This window comes from Ruegeria sp. YTSA075 (genome assembly GCF_059610245.1).
Window position 1 is genome coordinate 224151 of the sequence record NZ_JBXWNG010000003.1, and the last position, 22474, is coordinate 246624.

20 protein-coding genes, 1 tRNA gene and 1 pseudogene are annotated in these 22474 nt (G+C 58.2%); 14 read left to right on the forward strand and 8 right to left on the reverse strand.

From position 1 onward, the window contains the following. Nucleotides 1-472: 472 nt before the first annotated feature. Entirely contained in the window at nt 473-925 is a 453-nt protein-coding gene (locus tag AC2FGE_RS07120; RefSeq protein ID WP_496818518.1) for a hypothetical protein, read from the forward strand. A gap of 38 nt (nt 926-963) precedes the next feature. Here AC2FGE_RS07120 and AC2FGE_RS07125 read toward each other — a convergent pair. The 5 genes and pseudogenes from AC2FGE_RS07125 to pdxH form a co-directional block, all read right to left on the reverse strand. Next, nucleotides 964-1720, reverse strand: a pseudogene (locus AC2FGE_RS07125) (Stf0 family sulfotransferase). Between the two features lie 108 nt (nt 1721-1828). Next, nucleotides 1829-1905 (reverse strand) — tRNA-Pro (locus tag AC2FGE_RS07130). Nucleotides 1906-1948: 43 nt separating this feature from the next. Continuing rightward, nucleotides 1949-2416, reverse strand: coding sequence for a DUF192 domain-containing protein (locus AC2FGE_RS07135; RefSeq protein ID WP_496818519.1), 468 nt, complete (start codon nt 2414-2416; stop codon nt 1949-1951). A 7-nt stretch (nt 2417-2423) separates the two neighbouring features. Continuing rightward, nucleotides 2424-2930, reverse strand: coding sequence for a cold-shock protein (locus AC2FGE_RS07140; protein WP_353007746.1), 507 nt, complete (start codon nt 2928-2930; stop codon nt 2424-2426). Between the two features lie 142 nt (nt 2931-3072). Next, nucleotides 3073-3678: a pyridoxamine 5'-phosphate oxidase gene (gene pdxH / locus AC2FGE_RS07145; protein ID WP_496818520.1), complete on the reverse strand. Its 606-nt coding sequence runs from the start codon at nt 3676-3678 to the stop codon at nt 3073-3075. Between the two features lie 135 nt (nt 3679-3813). Here pdxH and fabI point away from each other — a divergent pair, with 135 nt between their 5' ends. From fabI to trpE, 5 genes are all read left to right on the forward strand, one after another. Beyond that, nucleotides 3814-4620: an enoyl-ACP reductase FabI gene (gene fabI / locus AC2FGE_RS07150; RefSeq protein WP_496818521.1), complete on the forward strand. Its 807-nt coding sequence runs from the start codon at nt 3814-3816 to the stop codon at nt 4618-4620. 4 nt (nt 4621-4624) lie between these two features. Further along, on the forward strand, nt 4625-5134 hold the full coding sequence (gene gpt, locus AC2FGE_RS07155; protein ID WP_170532900.1) for a xanthine phosphoribosyltransferase: 510 nt from the start codon (nt 4625-4627) through the stop codon (nt 5132-5134). Nucleotides 5135-5215: 81 nt separating this feature from the next. Beyond that, nucleotides 5216-6391, forward strand: coding sequence for an aminotransferase (locus AC2FGE_RS07160; RefSeq protein WP_496818522.1), 1176 nt, complete (start codon nt 5216-5218; stop codon nt 6389-6391). An 80-nt stretch (nt 6392-6471) separates the two neighbouring features. After that, the gene (locus AC2FGE_RS07165) at nt 6472-8313 is read left to right on the forward strand and encodes a peptidyl-prolyl cis-trans isomerase (protein WP_496818523.1); all 1842 of its coding nucleotides are present in this window, start codon (nt 6472-6474) and stop codon (nt 8311-8313) included. A gap of 9 nt (nt 8314-8322) precedes the next feature. Continuing rightward, nucleotides 8323-9834: an anthranilate synthase component I gene (gene trpE, locus AC2FGE_RS07170; protein WP_496818525.1), complete on the forward strand. Its 1512-nt coding sequence runs from the start codon at nt 8323-8325 to the stop codon at nt 9832-9834. 43 nt (nt 9835-9877) lie between these two features. Here trpE and AC2FGE_RS07175 read toward each other — a convergent pair whose 3' ends face one another. Next, complete coding sequence (locus AC2FGE_RS07175) at nt 9878-11287, reverse strand: divergent polysaccharide deacetylase family protein (protein ID WP_496818526.1); 1410 nt, start codon at nt 11285-11287, stop codon at nt 9878-9880. 196 nt (nt 11288-11483) lie between these two features. Between AC2FGE_RS07175 and AC2FGE_RS07180 the strand changes: the two genes are divergently transcribed. The 6 genes from AC2FGE_RS07180 (at nt 11484) to lexA (ending at nt 16309) form a co-directional block, all read left to right on the forward strand. Beyond that, nucleotides 11484-12065, forward strand: coding sequence for an anthranilate synthase component II (locus AC2FGE_RS07180; protein ID WP_496818527.1), 582 nt, complete (start codon nt 11484-11486; stop codon nt 12063-12065). Further along, nucleotides 12062-13081: an anthranilate phosphoribosyltransferase gene (gene trpD / locus AC2FGE_RS07185; RefSeq protein ID WP_496818528.1), complete on the forward strand. Its 1020-nt coding sequence runs from the start codon at nt 12062-12064 to the stop codon at nt 13079-13081. The genes AC2FGE_RS07180 and trpD overlap by 4 nt, the downstream gene beginning before the upstream one ends. After that, nucleotides 13078-13890, forward strand: a complete 813-nt coding sequence (gene trpC, locus AC2FGE_RS07190; RefSeq protein WP_496818529.1) for an indole-3-glycerol phosphate synthase TrpC — start codon at nt 13078-13080, stop codon at nt 13888-13890. Before trpD ends, trpC begins: the two co-directional genes overlap by 4 nt. Continuing rightward, the gene (gene moaC / locus AC2FGE_RS07195; protein ID WP_496818530.1) at nt 13890-14363 is read left to right on the forward strand and encodes a cyclic pyranopterin monophosphate synthase MoaC; all 474 of its coding nucleotides are present in this window, start codon (nt 13890-13892) and stop codon (nt 14361-14363) included. The genes trpC and moaC overlap by 1 nt, the downstream gene beginning before the upstream one ends. Continuing rightward, a complete protein-coding gene (locus tag AC2FGE_RS07200; protein ID WP_496818531.1) occupies nt 14360-15532 on the forward strand; it encodes a molybdopterin molybdotransferase MoeA in 1173 nt (390 codons plus the stop codon). Before moaC ends, AC2FGE_RS07200 begins: the two co-directional genes overlap by 4 nt. Before the next feature lie 78 nt (nt 15533-15610). Next, complete coding sequence (lexA, locus tag AC2FGE_RS07205; protein WP_496818532.1) at nt 15611-16309, forward strand: transcriptional repressor LexA; 699 nt, start codon at nt 15611-15613, stop codon at nt 16307-16309. Here the strand turns inward: lexA and AC2FGE_RS07210 are convergent. Then, entirely contained in the window at nt 16303-18354 is a 2052-nt protein-coding gene (locus AC2FGE_RS07210) for a ComEC/Rec2 family competence protein (protein ID WP_496818533.1), read from the reverse strand. The genes lexA and AC2FGE_RS07210 overlap by 7 nt on opposite strands. A gap of 78 nt (nt 18355-18432) precedes the next feature. Between AC2FGE_RS07210 and gltX the strand changes: the two genes are divergently transcribed. Both gltX and gltA read left to right on the forward strand, forming a co-directional pair. Continuing rightward, complete coding sequence (gene gltX, locus AC2FGE_RS07215) at nt 18433-19833, forward strand: glutamate--tRNA ligase (protein WP_496818534.1); 1401 nt, start codon at nt 18433-18435, stop codon at nt 19831-19833. 122 nt (nt 19834-19955) lie between these two features. Then, nucleotides 19956-21251, forward strand: a complete 1296-nt coding sequence (gene gltA / locus AC2FGE_RS07220; RefSeq protein WP_496818535.1) for a citrate synthase — start codon at nt 19956-19958, stop codon at nt 21249-21251. A gap of 45 nt (nt 21252-21296) precedes the next feature. On the opposite strand, the gene AC2FGE_RS07225 is transcribed toward gltA, so the two are convergent. Next, entirely contained in the window at nt 21297-22364 is a 1068-nt protein-coding gene (locus AC2FGE_RS07225) for a PA0069 family radical SAM protein (RefSeq protein WP_496818536.1), read from the reverse strand. Nucleotides 22365-22474 lie beyond the last annotated feature (110 nt).

A 22474-nucleotide genomic window follows, 5' to 3' on the forward strand; every position in this document is an offset into this window, starting at 1 on the left:
CAGCTTCGGGCCCGAGAAATGCCAAGCCCTCCACTTTGCCGAATCCGACAGACGCAACGGTCCGGGCGCTGCCGCGCGCAGCGCAAAACCGCATCAGCGGTTGCACAATTAGCATGGTGTGCGTCCCGTCCCTGCCCTGCGCCTTTCTCTGATTTTGCACCAGATGTAGTGGCGTCATATTCGGCTCATACAATTTGGCGTATCTTCACATAGAAGGTCAACGGCCTTTTTCCGACATTTTTGAAATCTTTTGTGTTGACCCGATCCCGCCATGGGGCCGCGAAACGCGCGCTCCCGATTCCTCCGCAAAGTGATCCACGGCGAAAATCCGCCGGCCTTGGATTTGACGAAATGAAATTCCCGTTTTTACCAGCATAGTTATAAGCGTTTGGTGAACCGGACCGCGGCTGGTTAGGCTGAAACAGAATCATCACGGGCTAATCGAAGGTCGATGTGGTTGGCACGCAAATCAATGAGGGCTTACAATCAGATGCGGTTGTTTCACTTTCTATCGGCACTGGCCCTGATCGTGGCCTGCACACCACAAGATGTACCCGATCCATCACGCAGTGCGCAGTTCAACGACTACCCCAAGCGTCTGTTCGAAACCTTTGAAATGAGCTGTACCGGCCCGGGCGACAGATTTAGCAAATTACCGGATCGCAGTTTTGAGTGCAGCCAATACCTGCCCCCCGAAGCGGCCGCTTCTCTGATTCTGACCTATGATGGTTCGCCCCAAGAGTTGCCAAAAAGCGTCATGCGGTTGAACCCGACCAAAACCGCATCCGGCTACCGTGTGGATGCCTCACTGGTGTTCAGGGTTCCACAAAAGGCCGGATCGGTAGTTGACGTTCCGGTAGAAAGCGAGGCTTTGGACCTTGCCCTCAGCAGGCTCTATCGCACGATGGGCGGATTGCCGGGCTGATTGCTGCAGCATTATTTTAGGGCGAGAGGTCGACGCCCCTAAGACGCGGGAGGCTGTTCCGAAAGGAACCTCTGAACCCAGTCCCGGCTGGTCGCGTCGGCCATCTTGCGGATATCCGGAGCGACCTCTTCCGCCACTCCAGGGTCCAACCCCAACTCGGCAAAAACCAGACGCAGCATCGCAGCAGGTGCCTTGGATAGATCTTCATAATAAACTCTGACGGGCTGGATTCCTTCCCGATGGAACCAAGCATCCCAGCCCCTGTCATAGCTTTCCAGCGTGGCGATGCAGTCCTTGATCTTACGCGCATCAAAAACGGGTTCCTGAGCGGGGACTGTCCGCTCCCATTCCGACCCATCAACGGCAACATGCCACAATCCAGTCTGTTGCGCCTTGAGATAGGAAACGGCCTGCTCCAATTTATTTCTGCGGCTCAGATGTACAAACAACATAGGTCCAAATGCGTGTTCGATCCTTATCCTTGGTTGCCTCAGGATGAAGAGCCGCCAAATTCTGGCAAAGAAAATCAAAGCTAGGAAATTGCTGACGCAAACCAAAAACAGGTGTTTCACCTCGCCCTGCTTGCAGCGCTCTCTGCATCACAACCTCAAGGCCTTCTTGCTCGCTCAGCACCCCCTGAGGCAGCCCCAATCTGGTTAACCAATCCTCAAGCGATGGTCGATAAAACAAAGATCTGGGATCTCCGGCAACCCCGGAGTTCTTGAGCATGCTGCACAACAAAGTACTGCCGCTTCGAGGCGACGTGCAGATCATATAGGAGGCGGGATTTTTCATCCTCTACACATAGCAACGCGTCATGAAGAGTGCGTGACCACATCAAAAAATGCTTTCACATAAGGTATGCTGCGCCTTTTGCGCGAACATTGCCTTATGTGATGAAAATGGTCGGGGCGGCAGGATTCGAACCTACGACCCCCTGTACCCAAAACAGGTGCGCTACCAGACTGCGCCACGCCCCGGACCGTGCGCCTTCCTAAACGTGCCGATCTGATTTGAAAAGCCCTAACAGGGCCAAATTGCCGGGCCTTGTGAAAAAATTTCGTGCCGTATCCGAGTTCCGGCTTCGATTCCATAGCGTGCGGCCAATCCGGCGTTGATTTCCAGCACTGCAAACACGGAATCGCCCCCTTCGATCGGGGTCAAATCACCCGGGATCGCGCCTTCATGCACACTGCTGACCGCTCCGGTTTTGTCGATAAAGATCATGTCCAGAGGAATCAGCGTGTTCTTCATCCAGAATGCCACACGCTGAGGCGGATCGAAGACGAACAGCATCCCTGACCTGTTGGGCAGGGACTCTCGAAACATCAACCCACGCGAACGTTCTTGGGGTGTTATGGCCAGTTCAATGTCGAAACGTATCTGAGTCTGATCATTTTTCAGCTCAACCCGATCCGCACGGCATTCCGCCAACGCGCCCCCGGCCCAAATGGTAAAGATCAGGGCAGGAACGGCGAAGCGAGACATCATGTTGGAATCATTCGTCCAGTGCGGCTTCCCAGGCAAGCACCTGTGCTGCCATCCGGCCCCGTTTGCCATCTATCACGCGCATGGCCAGTGCTTCGCCGGGTTGCAGATCGGCAAGGCCCGAGCGGCGCAAAACTTCGATATGCAGAAACACATCCTCGCCACGGCCAAACACATTGGCAAAGCCAAAGCCTTTGCCCTTGTCGAACCATTTCACCCGCGCCGCCTCCATCGGGGCATCGGCGATCACGTCTGGATCAAGTTCGGCAAAATCGGCCAGCAGCATCGAATCTGCGCGCGCTGGCGGATCAACGCTGATCACCTCGACCGCTTGAACGCCACGGTCCGTGCGATGGGTCATAATTTCGATGCCCGCACCATCTGCGACAGAACTTTGCCCAAAATTGCGCAAGACGTTAACGTGCAGCAGAATATCCGGACCACCCTCGTCGGACACAACAAATCCATACCCTTTCGCGGGGTCGAACCATTTCACGTGTCCACGTACGCGATACATATTGTTCAGATCGTCCGGCACTGTTTTCCTAACGCGCAGTTTTTAAGATCGTTAAGGGTTCGTTGTTTATGGGAATGCCCCGCAAATTCAAGCTGAAAAAACCCATTGTTTTCTACAAGTTGCATTTCGCGCAACGCGAACATCATGGATTCAACCTTTCAACCTGCCAGATTGAATCGGCCTGATCCCTTGTCCATCTAAAGCGATCATGCAGGCGAAAGGCCCCATCAGCCCAGAATTCAATCTCAGTCGGCGCTATTCTATATCCTCCCCAAAATGGCGGTCGCGCAGGATTCGGGCCGTGTTTCGCAGTAACCTTTGCAACTTCGGCCATCAGCGCAGCGCGGCTGCTCAGCGGCTGTGACTGCCGCGAAGCCCAGGCCCCCAATCGGCTTTTGAGTGATCTGGATACATAATATTCATCCGCTTTCGGACCCGTCTCGCGGGTTATTGTACCACGAACTCGGATTTGGCGCCGCAAAGATTTCCAATGCATAACAAAGGCCGCTTTGCCCGCGCCATCCAGTTCGGACGCTTTTGCGCTTTCGTAATTCGTATAGAAAACGAAGCTGTCCGGCTCGATTTCTTTCAGAAGAACCATGCGAACATTGGGCAAACCGTCTTGATCGACAGTCGCCAGCGCGATTGCGTTCGGATCGTTGACTTCACTTACTTCAGCCTCACTTAACCACCGAGCCGCTATTTCAAACGGATCGGAGCCAGCAAAGATGCCATCACGCTCGTTCATTTCCATCCCCAGGAAAGTACTAAAGTCGAACCTAAGGCGATAACCCGCTACGGGCAAGAGTGGATGGCCTTGATGCAGCGCTAACGATGGCATAAACCAACGCAATACAACGCGAAGACAGGCGGAGAACCAATCATGTCAAATCAGTTGATGGCCGGTAAGCGCGGCCTCATCATGGGACTGGCCAATGACAAATCAATCGCATGGGGAATCGCCCGCGCCTTGTCCGATGCCGGGGCCGAACTGGCCTTTTCCTATCAGGGCGATGCCCTGAAGAAACGTGTCGATCCGTTGGCGGCACAGCTTGGCAGCGAAGTCGTCCTGCCCTGCGACGTCAGCGACGAAGAGTCGATTGATGCACTGTTTACCGCGCTCGAAGCGAAATGGGGCAAGCTGGACTTTATCGTTCATGCCATCGGATTCTCGGATAAGAACGAACTGCGCGGTCGCTATGTCGACACCAGCCGCGCGAATTTCAATTTGACGATGGATGTGTCCGTCTTTTCGTTCACAGCCGTTATGCAGCGCGCGGAAAAGATGATGGGCGAAGGTGGCAGCGCCGTGACCCTGACCTATTATGGCGCCGAACAGGTCATGCCCCACTATAATGTCATGGGCGTCGCCAAAGCCGCGCTTGAAGCATCGGTCAAATATCTGGCCGAGGATCTGGGCAAGGATGGCATCCGCGTGAACTCGATCTCGGCCGGGCCGATCAAAACGCTCGCCGCCAGTGGCATCGGTGACTTCCGCTATATCATGAAATGGAACGAGTATAACTCACCCCTGCGTCGCAACGTGACGATCGACGATGTCGGCAAATCCGCACTCTATCTGCTGTCTGATCTCAGCAGTGGGGTGACGGGCGAAAACCTGCATGTGGATTCAGGGTATCACATCGTCGGCATGAAAGCTGTCGATGCCCCCGACGTCGAGAAGGGCTAGGAACATGAGCGCGAAGGACCGCCTGCCCCACGAAAAAGGCTTTCACATTAGCTGGGACCAGATTCACCGCGACTCGCGCGCGCTGGCCTGGCGGCTGGATGGGCAAGGCCCCGATGATGGATCATGGCGCGCGGTTGTCGCGATCACCCGTGGCGGCATGGCCCCGGCCATGATCGTCAGCCGTGAGCTGGACATCCGCACCGTCGATACGATCAGCGTACGCTCCTACCACCATCAGGAACAGGGCGAGGCTGAAGTGCTCAAAGCGCCAGATGCCCAGTTGATGGGTGATGGCGAAGGCGTTCTGATCATCGACGATCTGGTCGATAGCGGCAAAACCCTGGATCTGGTGCGCCGGATGTTTCCCAAAGCGCATTTCGCCACCGTCTATGCCAAGCCCAAAGGTCGCCCGATGGTCGACACGTTCATTACCGAGGTCAGCCAGGATACCTGGATTTTCTTCCCCTGGGACATGGCCTTGCAATATGTCGAACCCTATCGCGGCACGGACTAACTTCTTCTGTTCAAAAATACCTCGGAGCGCGAGGCAGAGCCTCGCACAAGCCCTGCTGGCAATGTCCAAGGACCAAACCCAATGACTCAAACCCGCACTAGCGTCACCTTCCCGCCCCCGGTGATGGAGGCACGCCGCTGGCTGGACGGGGTTACATTTTCGGATGACCAGCCGTTGATCAATGTCAGTCAGGCGGCCCCTGTCGATCCGCCACCTCTGGCCATGCGTCAAGCCATGGCGGCTTTTGCTGTAGAAGAAGACAGCGCCCATCTCTATGGGCCCGTTTTGGGCAACAGTGATTTGCGCGCGGAACTGGCCAACCAGATCAGCACTCATTACGCGGCCGAGGTCGCCGCGAACCAGGTTGCCATCACCTCGGGGTGCAATCAGGCGTTTTCGGCGATCATCTCGGCGATCACCGATCAAGGGGACGCGGTCATCCTACCTACTCCATGGTACTTTAACCACAAAATGTGGCTGGACATGGCAGGTGTCCACGCGGTCGACTTGCCAACCGGCGCTGATCTTTTGCCCGATCCCGAACAAGCGCGCGCTCTGATCACCGACAGAACCCGCGCCATTTCTTTGGTCACGCCCAACAATCCCGGCGGGGTTGAATACCCGGCCGAACTGGTCCGCGCCTTCTACGATCTGGCCCGCGAGGCTGGCATCTACCTTCTGGTCGACGAGACCTATCGCGATTTCGACAGTCGCAGTGGCCCGCCGCATGAGCTGTTACAACAACCGGGCTGGGATCAGACGTTTGTTCATCTTTATTCCTTCTCGAAAGCCTACCGCCTGACTGGTCATCGCGTTGGGGCAATCGCATCCAGCGCCGCCCTGCTGGCCGAGATCGAGAAATTTCTGGATACGGTCGCGATTTGTCCCGGCCAGATCGGCCAATTTGCTGCCCTTTGGGGCATGCGGAATCTCAGCCAATGGTTGGCCGGGGAACGCGATGAGATCCTCGACCGGCGTGCCGCGATCGCCGATGGGATGTCTAGGCTGACTGCCAAGGGCTGGCGGCTGTTGGGCCTCGGCGCATATTTCGCTTATCTTGAACATCCGTTCACTATCCCCTCGGATGAACTTGCCCGCCGCCTCGTTCCCGAAGCCGGTATTCTCCTGCTGCCAGGTACGATGTTCATGCCCGCAGGCGATCCTGCCGGGCAGCGCCAGGTACGCATCGCTTTTGCCAATCTGGATCGGGCCGGGATTGGCCAATTGTTCGACCGCTTGCAGGCAGTTTCCTTCTAAGCTTGCCCCCCGGCGGTGCCCGTCGTATTCAGGGCGGCGACCAACAGGGCAGAGACCTGCCAAAACACCAAGAGGGCATTATGGCTGCAGGCAAGAACAGTCTTTCGAAAACCTTTGTCTGGATATTGATGGGCCTTTTGTTCGTCGGTCTTGCCGGCTTTGGCGCCACCAATCTCAGCGGCACCATCCGCACCGTTGCACAGGTGGGTGACGAAAGCGTCTCGGTCGATGCCTATGTACGTGAGCTGCAGCGCGAAATCCGTGCTGTTGAGGCCCAGACCGGGCAATCTCTGCAGATGTCTCAGGCCCGAGAGCTGGGTTTGGAACAGCGCGCCCTGTCCCGCCTGACCGCCCTCGCCGCGTTGGACAACGAAGTCAGCCTGTTGGGCATTTCGATTGGCGACGAAAACCTGCAGGAAGAGATCGTGGCGATCCCGGCCTTTCAGGGCGTTGATGGAAGTTTCGACCGCGAAGCCTATCGGTTCCAACTGGATCAACTGGGTATCTCGGATACCGAATTCGAATCCGACCTGCGCAAGGAATCTTCTCGCACGATCCTCCAGGCCGCTGTGACCAGTGGTGTTGTCATGCCCGATACCCTGACCCAAACACTGGTCGATTATCTGGGCGCGCGGCGCAGCTTTACCATTGCGACCCTTGGGGTTGAGGCGCTGACGACGCCGGTTTCTGAACCAACCGATGAACAGGTTCAGGCGTTTTATGATGAAAACACCGACCTGTTTACCCTGCCCCGCACCAAACGGCTGACCTATGCGATCCTCTCGCCCGAGATGTTGATCGATACGGTCGAGGTCGACGAAGACACACTGCGCAGGCTATATGATCAGCGCGCGGCTGAATACCAGCAACCCGAACGCCGGTTGGTCGAACGGCTGAACTTCCCCAGTGAAGAGGCCGCAAATGACGCCATGGCACAGCTTGAGGTTGGCGGCACCACGTTCGAACAGCTTGTCCGCGCCCGCGAGCTGGAACTGAGCGATATCGATCTGGGTGATGTCACCCGCGATGATCTGGGTGAGGCTGCTGATGCTGTTTTTGCCGCAGAGCTGGATCAGGTTGTTGGCCCGTTGCCCTCGGTCTTTGGCCCGGCCTTGTTCCGCGTCAACGGCTCGCTGGCGGCCAACAATGTTCCTTTTGAAGAGGCTGAACCAACACTGCGTGAAGAGCAGGCCTCAGAGCGCGCGCGCCGCCTCATCGAAGCCCAATCCGAGGATATCAACGACCTGTTGGCCGGTGGCGCCACGCTGGAAGAGCTGGCCGCTGAAACCGAGATGGTGCTGGATCAGATCGACTGGACCCGCGACAGCAACGAACAGGTTGCCGCCTATGATGGGTTCCGTGTGGCCGCCGAAGCGGTGCAAGAAGGTGATTTCCCCGAGATCGCGTTCCTTGAGGATGGGTCGATCTTCGCGCTTCGACTGGAAGAAGACCTACCCCCGCGCCCCGAACCCTTGGACAGCGCGCGCGACCGCGTCGCTGCGGCCTGGACCGCAGCCGAGACAAATACGGCGTTGCAGGATCAGGCGGCCTCGGTCCTGCTGGACCTGGCCACCGATGGCGAATTCACCGCAACGGGCCTGCCCTTCCGCGTGGAAAATGCCCTGACCCGCACCGCATTTCTGGAGGATGTGCCCCCCAGCTTCATGGCTGAGGTCTTCGAGATGGAGCCAGGGGAACTGCGCGCGATCAGCGGCAATGGCGCCGCCCTGATTGTACGTCTGGATGAGATCCTGCCACCGGATGAGACCGACGAGTTGCGGCAGCTGCAAGAGGCGCTTGGCGCGCAGCTGGATCAGGCCTTGGCGCAGAACATCTTTGACGCCTATGTCCGCGACGCGCAGACCCGCGCACGCCCCGTGGTCGATCAGCAAGCCCTGAACGCCGTGCAGGCGAGTTATTAAGAGGCCATCATGGCACTGACACCCGATTTCGACACATTCGCCCGTGCCTATGAGGCGGGTGAAAATCAGGTCGTATACACACGCCTTGCTGCTGATCTGGACACGCCTGTATCGCTGATGCTGAAGCTGACCGGTGCGCAAAAAGATGCCTTTATGCTGGAATCGGTTACCGGCGGAGAGGTGCGCGGGCGTTATTCGATCGTTGGCATGAAGCCTGATCTGATCTGGCGGTGCCGGGGCGAAACATCCGAGTTGAACCGATCCGCCCGGTTCGATCCCGAGGCGTTTGAGCCGCAAGCCGACAATCCGATGGACAATCTGCGCACCTTGCTGGCCGAAAGCCGGATCGCGCTGCCCGATGATCTGCCGCAGGCGGCTGCCGGGCTGTTTGGTTATCTGGGCTACGACATGGTGCGTCTGGTCGAATATCTGCCGGATGTGAACCCTGATCCGCTGGGCCTGCCGGATGCGATCATGCTGCGCCCTTCGGTCGTGGCGGTTCTGGATGGCGTCAAAGGCGAAGTCACCGTTGTGTCGCCCGCATGGGTCAGCGACGGGCAATCGGCCAAGGCCGCCTATGCGCAGGCAGCCGAACGCGTGATGGACGCTGTCCGCGATCTGGAACGCGCCATGCCGGCAGAAACGCGCGATCTGGGTGATGCGTCCGAGGTTGCTCCGCCCGTGTCGAATTTCACCAAATCCGGCTACATGAAAGCGGTTGAAAAGGCCAAGGAATACATCCGAGCAGGCGACATCTTTCAGGTCGTCCCGGCGCAGCGCTGGACACAGGATTTCCCGCTGCCGCCGTTCACACTCTATCGGTCTTTGCGCCGCACCAACCCTTCGCCATTCATGTTCTACTTCAACTTCGGTGGCTTTCAGGTCGTGGGCGCCAGCCCCGAGATTCTGGTGCGCGTCTTTGGCGATGAAGTCACCATTCGTCCCATCGCTGGCACACGCCCGCGCGGTGCGACGCCTGAAGAAGACAAAGCAAACGAGTTGGATTTGCTGGCCGACAAGAAGGAATTGGCCGAACATCTGATGCTTCTGGATCTGGGTCGCAACGATACGGGCCGCGTCGCCAAGATCGGCACTGTACGCCCAACCGAAGAGTTCATCATCGAACGCTACAGCCACGTGATGCACATCGTGTCGAACGTGGTGGGTGAGTTGGCCGAGGACAAAGACGCGCTGGATGCCTTCTTTGCAGGGATGCCTGCGGGCACTGTCTCGGGCGCGCCAAAGGTCCGCGCGATGGAGATCATCGACGAATTAGAGCCTGAAAAGCGCGGCGTTTATGGCGGCGGTGTTGGCTATTTCAGCGCGGGTGGTGACATGGACATGTGTATCGCCCTGCGCACGGCCATCGTGAAAGACCAGAAGCTCTACATTCAGGCAGGCGGCGGCGTCGTCTATGACAGCGACCCCGAGGCAGAGTTTATGGAGACCGTTCATAAATCGAACGCCATCCGGCGGGCAGCCGCAGATGCGGCGCGGTTTACCCCAACCGGAAACAGCTAAACAGAAAAAGGCGGCGATCCCGGATCAGCCGCCTTTCTAGCGCTCACTGAACCTCGCGCTTCATCACCGCTGAGATCGGCGCCATGGCGACCCGGCTGGCGCGATCCTCTAGCCCCCAGAGCAACAAGGCCGAAATCGTTTCGGGACGCACGCGGCCCAGCATCACCACAGTGCCCTCCTGCCCGGCGCGGAAAACGGCCTGATCCAGAAAACGGCGCATGATCTTGGGGTCCTGGCGTGCTCCGTCGATATCGCGGAACACGACGCTGGATGGGACGCCGTTGCGCGCGGCAATTTTCTGGACCGTGTTCAAACCATTGTCCTGTGTGATCAGACCCCTGCCCGTGACGCCTGCAATTTCGGCCACCTGATCAGCCAGCTTGCGATTGCCCTGAATGCCGGTTTCAACACCTTCCAGAATTCCTACTGTTTCCGGCAGGGTTTCCAGCCAGACGGCCATCGAAACTTCGGCATCCTGTGCGCTGGCGGCCTCGGGTAGATCGGCCAATGCCATCACCTCGAATCCGGCAGCGCGGTGGCGTGCCATTTTTTCGGCGGCGTTTGGATCAGACGGGCTGACAGCAAAGCTGATCGGATAGGGGAAGTCCTGCAATGCTTCGGCCCCAAAGGATTGTTCATCATCGATCAGGATAATCGACATCAGCGGCTTGGCTTCGGCATTTTCAAACGCGGCGGCATAAGCTTCGATGGGTTTACCCATAGGGATCAGACCTGCGATATCGACTGTTTCCTCAGCCGGTGGATCGTCGCGTTCGGTCAGCGGCACCACACGCTTGCCGACGATCGTCCTGGTGCTGGTTTCACCCTCTCCACCGATCTGTGGCAAGGCTGCAATACGCGGCAAAGTGCGCGGCAGCGTATCCTCATCCCCTTCGACAGCAATCGGGCTGTTTTCAAACGGGTTTTCCTCGGTAATATCTTCGGTCGAGCCCGGAACGTCGATGCTTGGCACGGGTTCCAGAACCGCAACCTCTTCAGCTTCAGGCGCAGCAGGTGCCTCACCAATAACCTGTGGCTGCACCTCATCCTGAGGGGTTTCAGGCGCGGCACCTGGCAGTGGCGGCGCCGCAGGCGGGTTTGTCAGCACCGCAACCTCATCCGCTGTACCGGGATCGGGTTGTTCGGGTTGTTGCCCCGGCGCGGTGATGTTTGGCTGGGCGTCTGTCTCTTGCTCAAGATCCGAAAGGTCGGCCACATCCTCTTCCTGGAAATCGGCAGCTTTTGGCCCAGCGGGTTGCGCATCAACAAGATCGGCGTCTGATCCGGTCTCGGTCACACTGGCCGAGGCTTCGGATGCGGTGACATCCTCGGGCTGTGGTGCTTCGGTTGCCACAACCGGTTTTTGGGTCAACGGTGCCTGCAACGACAAAACCGCGCCCAAGATCAAAACAACGACCGCACCTGCGACCATTCCTCCGACAAATCCGCCCATGTCCAACGCCTTTCGCCTGTCTGCTGCTACGCCCGTTCTTACGTCATCTTTTGCAACGCTTGGCCTGATGGCGCGTCGGGAACGGGTTGTCCTCTTGACGCTGCCGCCCAAGCCTGAGCATGTATGTCCCGACATTATACCGTGGCCGGGGGCTGTATCGCCAGCCTGAAATGCCCAAGCTAAGATAAGTGCCCAAATGCTGCTGCTGATCGACAACTACGATTCGTTTACCTACAACCTGGTGCATTATCTGGGCGAACTTGGGGCCGAAATGGTCATTCGCCGAAATGATGCGCTGGATGTACAGGAAGCCATGGCGATGAATCCCGCCGGTATCCTGCTTAGCCCCGGCCCTTGCGACCCGGATCAGGCCGGGATTTGCCTGGCCCTGACCGAAGCCGCCGCCGAGACAAAAACACCATTGATGGGTGTTTGCCTGGGTCATCAGACCATCGGTCAGGTTTTCGGCGGCAAGGTCGTGCGTTGCCATGAGATCGTCCATGGTAAGATGGGTACCATGAAACACACAGGCAAAGGTGTCTTTGCCGGTCTGCCCTCACCTTTTGAGGCGACGCGCTATCATTCGCTGGTCGTCGAACGTGAGAGCCTGCCAGACTGCCTTGAGATCACGGCAGAACTGGATGACGGCACGATTATGGGGCTGCAGCATAAAGACCTGCCCATTCACGGGGTGCAATTCCATCCGGAATCAATCGCCTCAGAGCATGGCCACGCCCTGCTCAAGAACTTCCTGCAAGAACTGAAAGTCCCCGCATGAGCGATGCTTTGAAACCGCTGATCGGCGCGTCTGCCGATCGGCCCCTGACCCGCACCGAGGCGGAACAGGCCTTTGGCATTCTGTTCGATGGCGAAGCCACGCCCAGCCAGATTGGCGGGCTGCTGATGGCGATGCGCACACGTGGCGAAACCGTGGACGAATACGCCGCCGCCGCCGCCGTGATGCGCGCCAAGTGTAACGCGGTCACCGCCCCGACGGGCGCGATGGATATCGTGGGCACCGGCGGGGATGGCAAGGGAACACTGAATATCTCAACCGCAACGGCCTTTGTCGTGGCGGGGGCCGGTGTCACCGTGGCCAAGCATGGCAACCGGAACCTCAGTTCGAAATCCGGCGCAGCAGATGCACTTGGGCAGATGGGCATCAACGTAATGGTCGGCCCGCAAGTGGTTGAAAAGGCACTGAATGAGGTGGGTATCTGTTTTATGATGGCCCCCATGCATCACCCTGCAATTGCTCATGTCATGCCGTCTCGGCAGGAACTTGGAACGCGCACGATCTTCAATATTCTAGGACCGCTGACCAACCCGGCGGGCGTCAAACGCCAACTGACTGGCGCCTTCTCTCGCGAATTGATCCGGCCGATGGCTGAAACGCTGGGCCTGTTGGGATCTGACCGCGCGTGGCTGGTTCATGGCTCGGACGGGACGGATGAGTTGACCATCACCGGTGTCAGCTGGGTTGCCGCATTGGAAGACGACGCCATAAAAGAAGTTGAACTGCACCCCGAAGATGCGGGCCTGCCGGTCCATCCGTTCGAACAGATCATCGGAGGGACACCAGAAGAAAACGCTGTTGCCTTTGGCGCATTGCTGGATGGTGCCCCATCGGCCTATCGTGATGCTGTTCTGCTGAACTCCGCCGCTGCTTTGGTCGTGGCCGAGGCCGCGAGTGATTTGCGTGAAGGCGTTGAAAAGGCGGCCGAAAGCATCGACAGTGGCAAAGCCAAAGAGAAGATCGCCGCCCTTGCGCGGATCACACAGGAAGCCGCATGACCGAGACTGTTCTGGACAAAATCAAGGCTTATAAGCTGGAAGAGATCGAAGCGGATAAGGCACAGAAATCGCTGAGCCAGCTGGAAAGCGAAGCGCGAGATGCGCCTGAGGTGCGCGGCTTTGCCCAGGCGCTGCACAATGCATCGCGTACCGGCTACGGTTTGATTGCCGAGGTCAAAAAGGCCAGCCCCTCCAAAGGCTTGATCCGTCCGGATTTTGACCCACCCGTGCTGGCAAAAGCCTATGAAGACGGCGGCGCAGCCTGTCTGTCGGTTCTGACCGACACGCCCAGCTTTCAGGGTGCCAAAGAATATCTGACTGCTGCGCGCGCTGCGACCAATTTGCCCGCTTTGCGCAAGGATTTCATGTACGATCCCTATCAGGTCGTCGAAGCGCGGGCCTTGGGGGCGGACTGTATTCTGATCATCATGGCCTCGGTCGAGGATTCGCAGGCCGCCGAGTTGGAACAAACCGCATTTGACTGGGAAATGGACGTTCTGATCGAAGTTCACGACGAAGCCGAGCTTGACCGCGCAGCGCAACTTAAAAGCCCCCTGATCGGTATAAACAACCGCAATCTCAAGACCTTCGAAACCACTCTTGATACTACGCGGCGCCTGTCAAAGCTGGTTCCGGGCGACCGAACGATTGTCTGCGAAAGCGGTCTGGGCGCGCCGGAAGATCTGGCCGATATCGCGCGATACGGTGCACGGTGTTTTCTGATCGGCGAGAGCCTGATGCGGCAGGATGACGTCACTGCCGCGACCCGCCATATCCTGTCGAACCCGTTGATCCCCGGGGTGATGTGATGCCGCTTACGCATTTTGATGCCGAAGGTCAGGCGCATATGGTCGACGTCTCGGACAAGGATGTCACTGATCGCGTTGCAGTGGCTGCCGGGCACATCAAGATGGCGGCAGAAACCTTTGATTTGATTTCAGAAGGCCGCTCCAAGAAAGGCGATGTTCTAGGCGTTGCGCGTCTTGCTGGGATCATGGGGGCCAAGAAAACGCCCGATCTGATCCCGCTGTGCCATCCGCTACCCGTGACCAAGGTTGCAGTTGAACTGACACTGGACCCTGATCTACCGGGTGTCCAAATCGAAGCCACGGTCAAAACCTCGGGCCAGACCGGCGTTGAGATGGAAGCATTGACCGCTGTCTCAACCGCCGCGCTTACGGTCTATGACATGACCAAAGCCGTGGACAAGGCAATGGAGATCGGCGGCATTCGCGTTCTTCTCAAAGATGGCGGCAAATCAGGGCGTTACGAAGCGCTATGATCACGGTCGAAGACGCCCGCACGCTGCTGTTTGATCTGGTCGCCCCGCTTCCTTCCGAACATGTGCCACTTGCCCAATCGGCGGGTCGCGTCCTGGCCGAAAACGTTATCGCAACCCGCGATCAGCCTCCCTTTGCGGCCTCATCGATGGACGGCTATGCGGTCAAGGCGGCTGAGGTCGAGCGCCACGCCATGTTCAAGGTTGTGGGCGAGGCTGCTGCGGGTAACCGGTTCGATGGCGACATCGGACCCGGACAAGCCGTCCGGATCTTTACCGGAGCACCCGTGCCGGAAGGGGCTGACTTCATTGTCATACAGGAAGATGCGGACCGTCGCGGCGACCTGATCACGATAACCGACGCGCCCGGCCCCAAAACCAATATCCGACCCGCTGGCGTGGACTTTGCCAAAGGTACCACAATCGCCGCCCCGCGCCTGATCCGGCCCGAGGATGTGGCGCTCATGGCTGCCATGAACATCCCCCAGATCCCAGTGACTCGAAAACCGCAGATCGCCCTGATTTCGACCGGGGACGAATTGGTGATGCCGGGTGAGACCCCGGGCCCCGATCAGATCATCGCCTCCAACACGTTCGGCCTGCAGGCGCTGCTTGAAGGGGTCGGCGCCCATGTCCGTGTTCTGCCCATCGCATGGGACACGGTCTCTTCGTTGGAAACCGCGTTTGGACTGGCGGAAGGGGCCGATCTGGTGGTCACCATCGGCGGCGCATCAGTTGGGGATTATGATCTGGTCTCCGAAGTATCCGAGGCTCTGGGGATGGAGCGATCCTTCTACAAAATCCGGATGCGCCCCGGAAAACCGTTGATGGCCGGACGGATGGGCGATGCCGCAATGGTTGGCCTGCCTGGGAACCCAGTCAGTGCAATGGTGTGCGGCTACCTGTTCCTGGTTCCGATGGTGCGACGGATGTTGGGGCTTGATACAGTCGTCACACCCTTCCAGCGTGCGGTTCTAGCCGAAGCGCTGCCTGTAAATGGCCCGCGCGAACACTATATGCGTGCAATTCTCGACGAAAACGGCATCCGCGCCTGCGCCGATCAGGACAGTTCTCTGCTAAGTGTTTTGGCCGAAGCCAACGCTCTGATAATGCGTCCGCCCGAGGACCCAGAGAAGCCAATTGGCACCGAAGTGCTCTATCTGCCGATCTAGAACATCCTCAAATTCATTGACACAAAACGTGAACATGCGTAGAACAAAAGAAAACGCATGAGCGACGAGGTGTGAGCGATGCTGACCAAGAAGCAGTTGGATTTGCTGGAATTCATCCACAAACGCGTACAACGGGATGGCGTTCCACCCAGTTTTGACGAAATGAAGGCCGCTCTGGATCTGCGATCCAAATCCGGCATCCACCGATTGATCACAGCGTTGGAAGAACGCGGCTTTATCCGCCGTCTGGCACACCGAGCGCGTGCGATTGAGATCGTGAAACTGCCCGAAAGCCTAGGGGGCGAGCCAACGGCTGGATTTACCCCTCGTGTCATCGAAGGTGACAAGCCCGAAGGTCCGCGCCCTGCGAATTTCGAACCGGTATCGGTCGATGCGCTGGAATTACCGGTCATGGGACGGATCGCCGCCGGTGTCCCAATTGCAGCGATCAGTCATGAATCTCACCGCGTTGCGGTGCCCGGCCCGATGGTGTCGGGCCAAGGGGCGCACTACGCGCTTGAAGTGCAAGGCGATTCGATGATCGATGCCGGTATCAATGACGGGGACGTCGTCATCATCCGGGAGACATCGACAGCCGACAATGGCGACATCGTGGTTGCGCTTGTCGAAGATCAGGAGGCCACGCTGAAACGGTTCTTCCGCCGTGGCAATGCCATCGCACTTGAGGCTGCGAACCCGGCCTACGAAACCCGCGTGCTGCCCGAAGATAAAGTTCGGGTTCAGGGGCGTCTGGTCGGGCTGATCCGCAGTTACTGATCGCCTGCCTTCTTACGGTCCCCGGTAAATTTCGGGGACCAGAGACGATCTCCTGTCAGATCGGTACTAGTGATCACCTTGCCATCCGAAATGGACAGGCTGCCTGTGCGATACAGCCGATCCGGGTCGAACACCCCGCAATCCCCCTGAATCGTCAGCTCCACCGCCGAGACGACAATCTGGTTCGCGTTGCATTCCGTAAAACTGCGTGCAGCCCGTTTGCCGGTGATATGTACAACCTCCGTTCCCTGCACAGCGATGCGCTGGATTAGATCAATCTTACCCGGCCAGCGCCCTGCCGCCTGCCCCTGATCCTGACCATCGCCGTCGTTCTCCAACCAGACGCTTGCAACGAAACCGCTGCCCTTCTTCTTGCTCAGCGCCCGACCCTCTTCAGTCATGACACCAACTAGCCCGCCGGATTCTGCGACCAAAACCTCGGGGCGATGATCTGAGGTCCACAGTAGGAACGCTGCAGTCATCGGACCAAGGCCAACCCAGCGCAAACGCCCCTGCCAGAGCGCCACCCAGAGCCCTCCAAGCGCTATCGCAGGCGGCACGAACCACGGCGGGCTGACCACATAGCCTTGCGCGCCCTCAAGGTTAGAAACCCAATCGGCAACCAACAAAATCCAGCTCAACCCAATCCCCATGACCTCTAGGGCGATCCACTCCAGTCCAAACGGTGCCAGCAACGCAGCAACCACGGCAGAAGGCACAACAACCGTCCCCATCACGGGCACGGACAGCAGATTTGCCAACAACCCGTAGTGGGACATTGTATTGAAATGGGCGGCCCCAATTGGGGCTGTTGCAAGGCCTGCGATGGCCGATGACAACACAACGCCAAAGACGGGCCTAAGCCATTTCGGCCCAGGAGTCGGACCAAAGTCACGTAACGTGCCAAACACGGCAACCAACGCGGTCGTGGCAGCAAACGACATCTGGAAACCGGGGCTGAGCAATGTCTCAGGGCGCAAGATCAACACGATCAGCGCAGCCACTGCCACCGCTCGCAGCGAAATCGCGCGACGATCGATCAGGATGGCCCCGAACATGACGCTGACCATGACAAATGCCCGCTCGGTCGCCACATTGCCCCCTGAAAGCATCAGGTAAATAACCGCGGCCACTAGGGCACATCCGGCTGCCAGCTTGCGGACCGGAAGTCGCAGCGCCAGGGTTGGGATCATCGACAGGCCAATCCGGCAGGCCACGAAGACAAATCCGGTCAGCAGCCCCATATGCAGACCGGAGATCGCCAATAAATGCGCCAAGTTCGACGCCCGCAACGCATCAAGCGATGCCTGCCCCATGCCGCTGCGATCTCCGGTTGTGACTGCGGCAGCAAACCCGCCGACCTCACCCGGAAGGATACCGCGCACATGATCCGAGATCGCCATCCGGATCGCCGTAACCCGAACACCCCCCAGCGCATCCTGCGGCGGGGCGATAGTCAGGACCGGAACACGCGTGTATCCGACTGCGCCCAAGCGTTGAAACCAGGCATGGCGTCGGAAATCGAACCCTCCGGGTTCAACCGGGCCTTGTGGCGGCGACAGATGGGCCGTGGTCATAATCCGTTGTCCGGGCGCGATGGGTCCAATGTCGGAATGGATGGAAAGGCGGATGCGCTGCGGTCGCCGGTCGTCTGGTACGTCCCCTAGTCGCACCTGATCCAGCGTCAGCCGCAGCGCATCCGAGGCAGACCGGTCCATGGCCACCACGCGCCCCTCAACCGGGCCGTAGTAGCGCCATGACAGAACCGGTTCTGCCACCATATGGGCGCGAGTGCCGGCCAGCACAAAGCCAGCGATAACCAGCGCCCCCCCGATCGCTAACGATCCCCAACCCGAAGGGAATACACGGCTTAACCAGATCAGCCCCAGACCAATGCAGCCAAGGCTGACATAGACCGTCCAATCCGGTTCGAACCGAAGTCCGAAATAGAGGCCGATCCCAACCGCAAGGCACACCGGCGACCAGGGAAACAAGAACCCTGTCTGGTTCAGCAGCGCGGCCTGGGCCCGTGCAAGAACACGCATGGTTGCCCCCGTCCTTCGGGCTCGTTAGACAGGCGCCAAACTATGCCCGACACGGTTACCAAAAGGTTAATCCATACAATGTCCGATCAGGTCGTCACCCGTTTCGCCCCCTCGCCTACCGGTTTTCTGCATATCGGCGGCGCACGCACTGCGCTGTTCAACTGGCTTTACGCGCGCGGACGTGGCGGCAAGTTCCTGCTACGAATCGAGGACACAGATCGCGAGCGGTCTACACCGGAAGCAACAGCCGCGATCCTGCAGGGCATGGCCTGGCTGGGGCTGGATCATGATGGCGATGTGATCTCTCAGTTCGAAGGTGCCGCACGCCACGCCGAGGTGGCACATCAGCTGCTGACCGAGGGCAAGGCTTATAAGTGTTTCTCGACCCAGGACGAAATCGCAGCCTTCCGCGAACAGGCCCGCGCCGAGGGTAAATCGACCCTGTTCCACAGCCCCTGGCGCGATGCGGATCCGGCGACGCACCCGGATGCGCCCTTTGTGATCCGCATCAAGGCCCCACAGGACGGTGCAACAGTGATCCGCGATCAGGTGCAGGGCGATGTGACCATTCGCAATGATCAGCTGGACGACATGATCCTGCTGCGTTCCGATGGCACACCGGTCTATATGCTGGCTGTGGTTGTGGACGATCACGATATGGGCGTCACCCATGTCATTCGGGGCGATGACCATCTGAACAACGCCGCGCGTCAGATGATGATCTACGAGGCTATGGGCTGGGATATCCCGGTCTGGGCCCATATCCCATTGATTCACGGACCTGACGGCAAAAAACTGTCCAAGCGCCACGGTGCTTTGGGTGCGCAGGAATATCAGGCGATGGGTTATCCTGCCGCAGGTATGCGAAACTACCTGGCGCGTCTGGGATGGAGCCACGGAGATGATGAGTTTTTCACTGACGCGCAGGCTAAAGACTGGTTTGATCTGGACGGCATCGGCAAAAGCCCGGCGCGTTTCGATTTGAAAAAACTGGAAAATCTGTGTGGGCAGCACATTGCGATCTCGGACGATACTGCACTGCGGCATGAGATCGAGGGATATCTGGCCGCTGCTGCACTACCCGCTCTCACGCAGACACAATCAGGTGATCTTAAACGGGCGATGTTTTGCCTGAAGGATCGCGCGCGGACCTTCCCAGAACTCCTTGAAAAAGCGCATTTTGTTCTGACTGAACGACCAATCGCTCCAGATGAAAAGGCCGCCAAGGCGCTCACAAATGTATCCGATGGTATACTGGAAGAATTGACGCCGCAGCTGCAAAATGTTAGCTGGTCGCGAAACGAGCTGGAAGAGGCGCTGAATTCCTTTGCCGAGGCACGGGAACTCAAGTTCGGCAAGCTGGCAGGTCCACTCAGGGCCGCTTTGGCAGGTCGGGCCGTCACACCTTCGGTTTTTGACATGATGCTTGTGCTGGGACGCGATGAAACCCTGGCGCGGCTTTCTGAGGCAGCGACATAAACCCAATCTTCATAAACGGGTAACGCTGCTCCGCTAACACCCGGACTGCGCGCCCGCGCGCAGTCATTGCCCGCATGGTTCGGCAACGATCCGGCCTGCGCACGAATGAAGAAGGGACAATCATGACTGATAGCACCAAAACAGCCACTCTGACGGTTCACGGAAATGAGTACGAGCTGCCGATTCACTCGCCGACAGCCGGGCCTGACGTTATCGATATCCGCAAATTATATGGTCAGGCGGGTGTGTTCACCTATGATCCCGGATTCACTTCAACCGCCAGCTGCGACAGCACCATAACCTATATCGATGGTGAAAAAGGCGAGTTGCTGCACCGGGGTTACCCGATCGATCAGCTGGCCGAGAAATCCCATTTCCTGGAAGTCTGCTATCTGCTGCTGTACGGAGAGCTTCCGGGTGCCAAAGCACTGGAAAATTTTGAGACCACGATCACCCGTCACACAATGCTGCATGAGCAGATGTTGTATTTCTACCGCGGCTTCCGCCGTGACGCGCATCCGATGGCGATTATGGTGGGTGTTGTTGGCGCCATGTCAGCCTTCTACCACGATTCGACCGATGTTTCGGACCCGCATCAACGTGAGGTCGCTTCGCACCGCCTGATCGCCAAGATGCCGACAATTGCGGCCTGGGCTTACAAATATCACATCGGGCAGCCTTTCGTGTATCCGCGCAATGATCTGGACTATGCGTCGAACTTCCTGCGCATGTGCTTTGCCGTTCCCGCCGAAGAGTATGAGGTCAACCCGATCCTGAGCCGTGCGATGGATCGTATCTTTACCCTGCATGCGGATCACGAACAGAACGCCTCGACCTCAACCGTGCGTCTGGCCTCGTCTTCGGGTGCCAACCCGTTTGCCTGTATCGCCGCCGGGATCGCCTGCCTATGGGGGCCAGCCCACGGGGGTGCAAACCAGGCCTGTCTGGAAATGCTGGAAGAGATCGGTAGCGTTGATCGCATCCCGGAGTATATCGCCCGCGCCAAGGACAAAAACGACCCGTTCCGCCTGATGGGCTTTGGCCACCGCGTCTACAAGAACTTTGACCCGCGCGCCAAGGTGATGAAACAGTCGGCGGATGAAGTTCTGGATCTGCTCGGTGTTGAAAACAACCCGAAACTGCAGGTCGCTAAAGAGCTTGAGAAAGAAGCTCTGCAAGACCCGTATTTCGCTGAGAAGAAGCTGTTCCCGAATGTCGACTTCTATTCGGGCATCATTCTCGAGGCGATGGGCTTCCCGACCTCGATGTTCACGCCGATCTTTGCGCTGTCGCGCACCGTTGGCTGGGTCAGCCAGTGGAAAGAGATGATCGCCGATCCTCAGAACAAGATCGGTCGCCCGCGCCAGTTGTATCTGGGCGACACGAACCGCGACTACGTGGATATCGAAAAGCGCTAAGCGCCAGACCCATGCAACGCCCCGGATCATCCGGGGCGTTTTGCTTTAGAGCAGGCTCAGTTGATCGCCTGCCTGCGGTGGCCTGGCAAACAGATCCGTTCGCAAAGGGTGCGCGTCTATGCGCAACCCCAATCGTTTGACCGCCAGTTTAAACCGTTGCGCGATCACTTCGGCATATTCGCCCTCGCCCCGCATCCGATGACCCCAACGCGGATCATACTCCCGCCCACCATGCATTTCGCGCAGGCGCGACATAACCTTTTCCGCGCGCGCTGGTTCATGTTGTGCCAGCCAATCCTTCCAAAGCCCCGACACTTCGCGCGGCAGGCGCAGCATGATCCAACTAGCAGTATCAGCCCCGGCATCCCGGCCCGCCTCAAGCAGCTGTTCCAGTTCATGATCGGTTAACCCGGGGACAAGCGGTGATGTCATTACTCGGACCGGTATCCCTGCCTGTGTAAGCTGACGGATCATATGCAACCGCCGCTTGGGTGAAGGGGCCCGAGGTTCCATCCGGCGCGACAGTTTCGCATCCAGCGTTGTCAGCGATATACCAACACGCACCAACCCACACGCAGCCATGGGCGCTAAAATATCCAAATCGCGTTCAATCAAGGCCCCTTTGGTCACGATGGCAAGCGGATGGTTGAAATCGCGCAAAACCTCCAGGCATCCTCGTGTTATTAAGCGGGTTTTCTCAATGGGCTGATATGGGTCAGTATTCGTACCCAGCGCCATTGTGGCCACGCGGTATTTGCGCGCCGAAAGCTCTTGCCGCAGCAGATCAGCCGCGTTCGGGCGCGCAATCAGGCGAGTTTCGAAATCCAACCCGGGGGACAGCCCAAGATAGGCGTGGCTTGGCCGGGCAAAGCAATAGACACAGCCATGCTCACACCCACGATACGGGTTGATCGACCTATCAAAAGGCAAGTCCGGGGACCGGTTATAGGAAATGATACTGCGCGCAACCTCCTCCCGAACTTCGGTCCGAAGCGGTGGAAGATCGTCGTCCTGTGGCCATCCATCGTCGGTTTCAAACGTCATAAAACGTTCGAAACGCCCGGCATCATTTGATGCCGTTCCCCGCCCCCGAATTCTGGATTGATCGACCATATGTTCCCTCTTTGTTCTTTTTTGAGAATACTGAAAGAGCGCAGCTCCATCAAGAGCGCTTCATTCGTGCTACGGCCAGTTGATGAGATGAATTTACCTAACAATCTGAA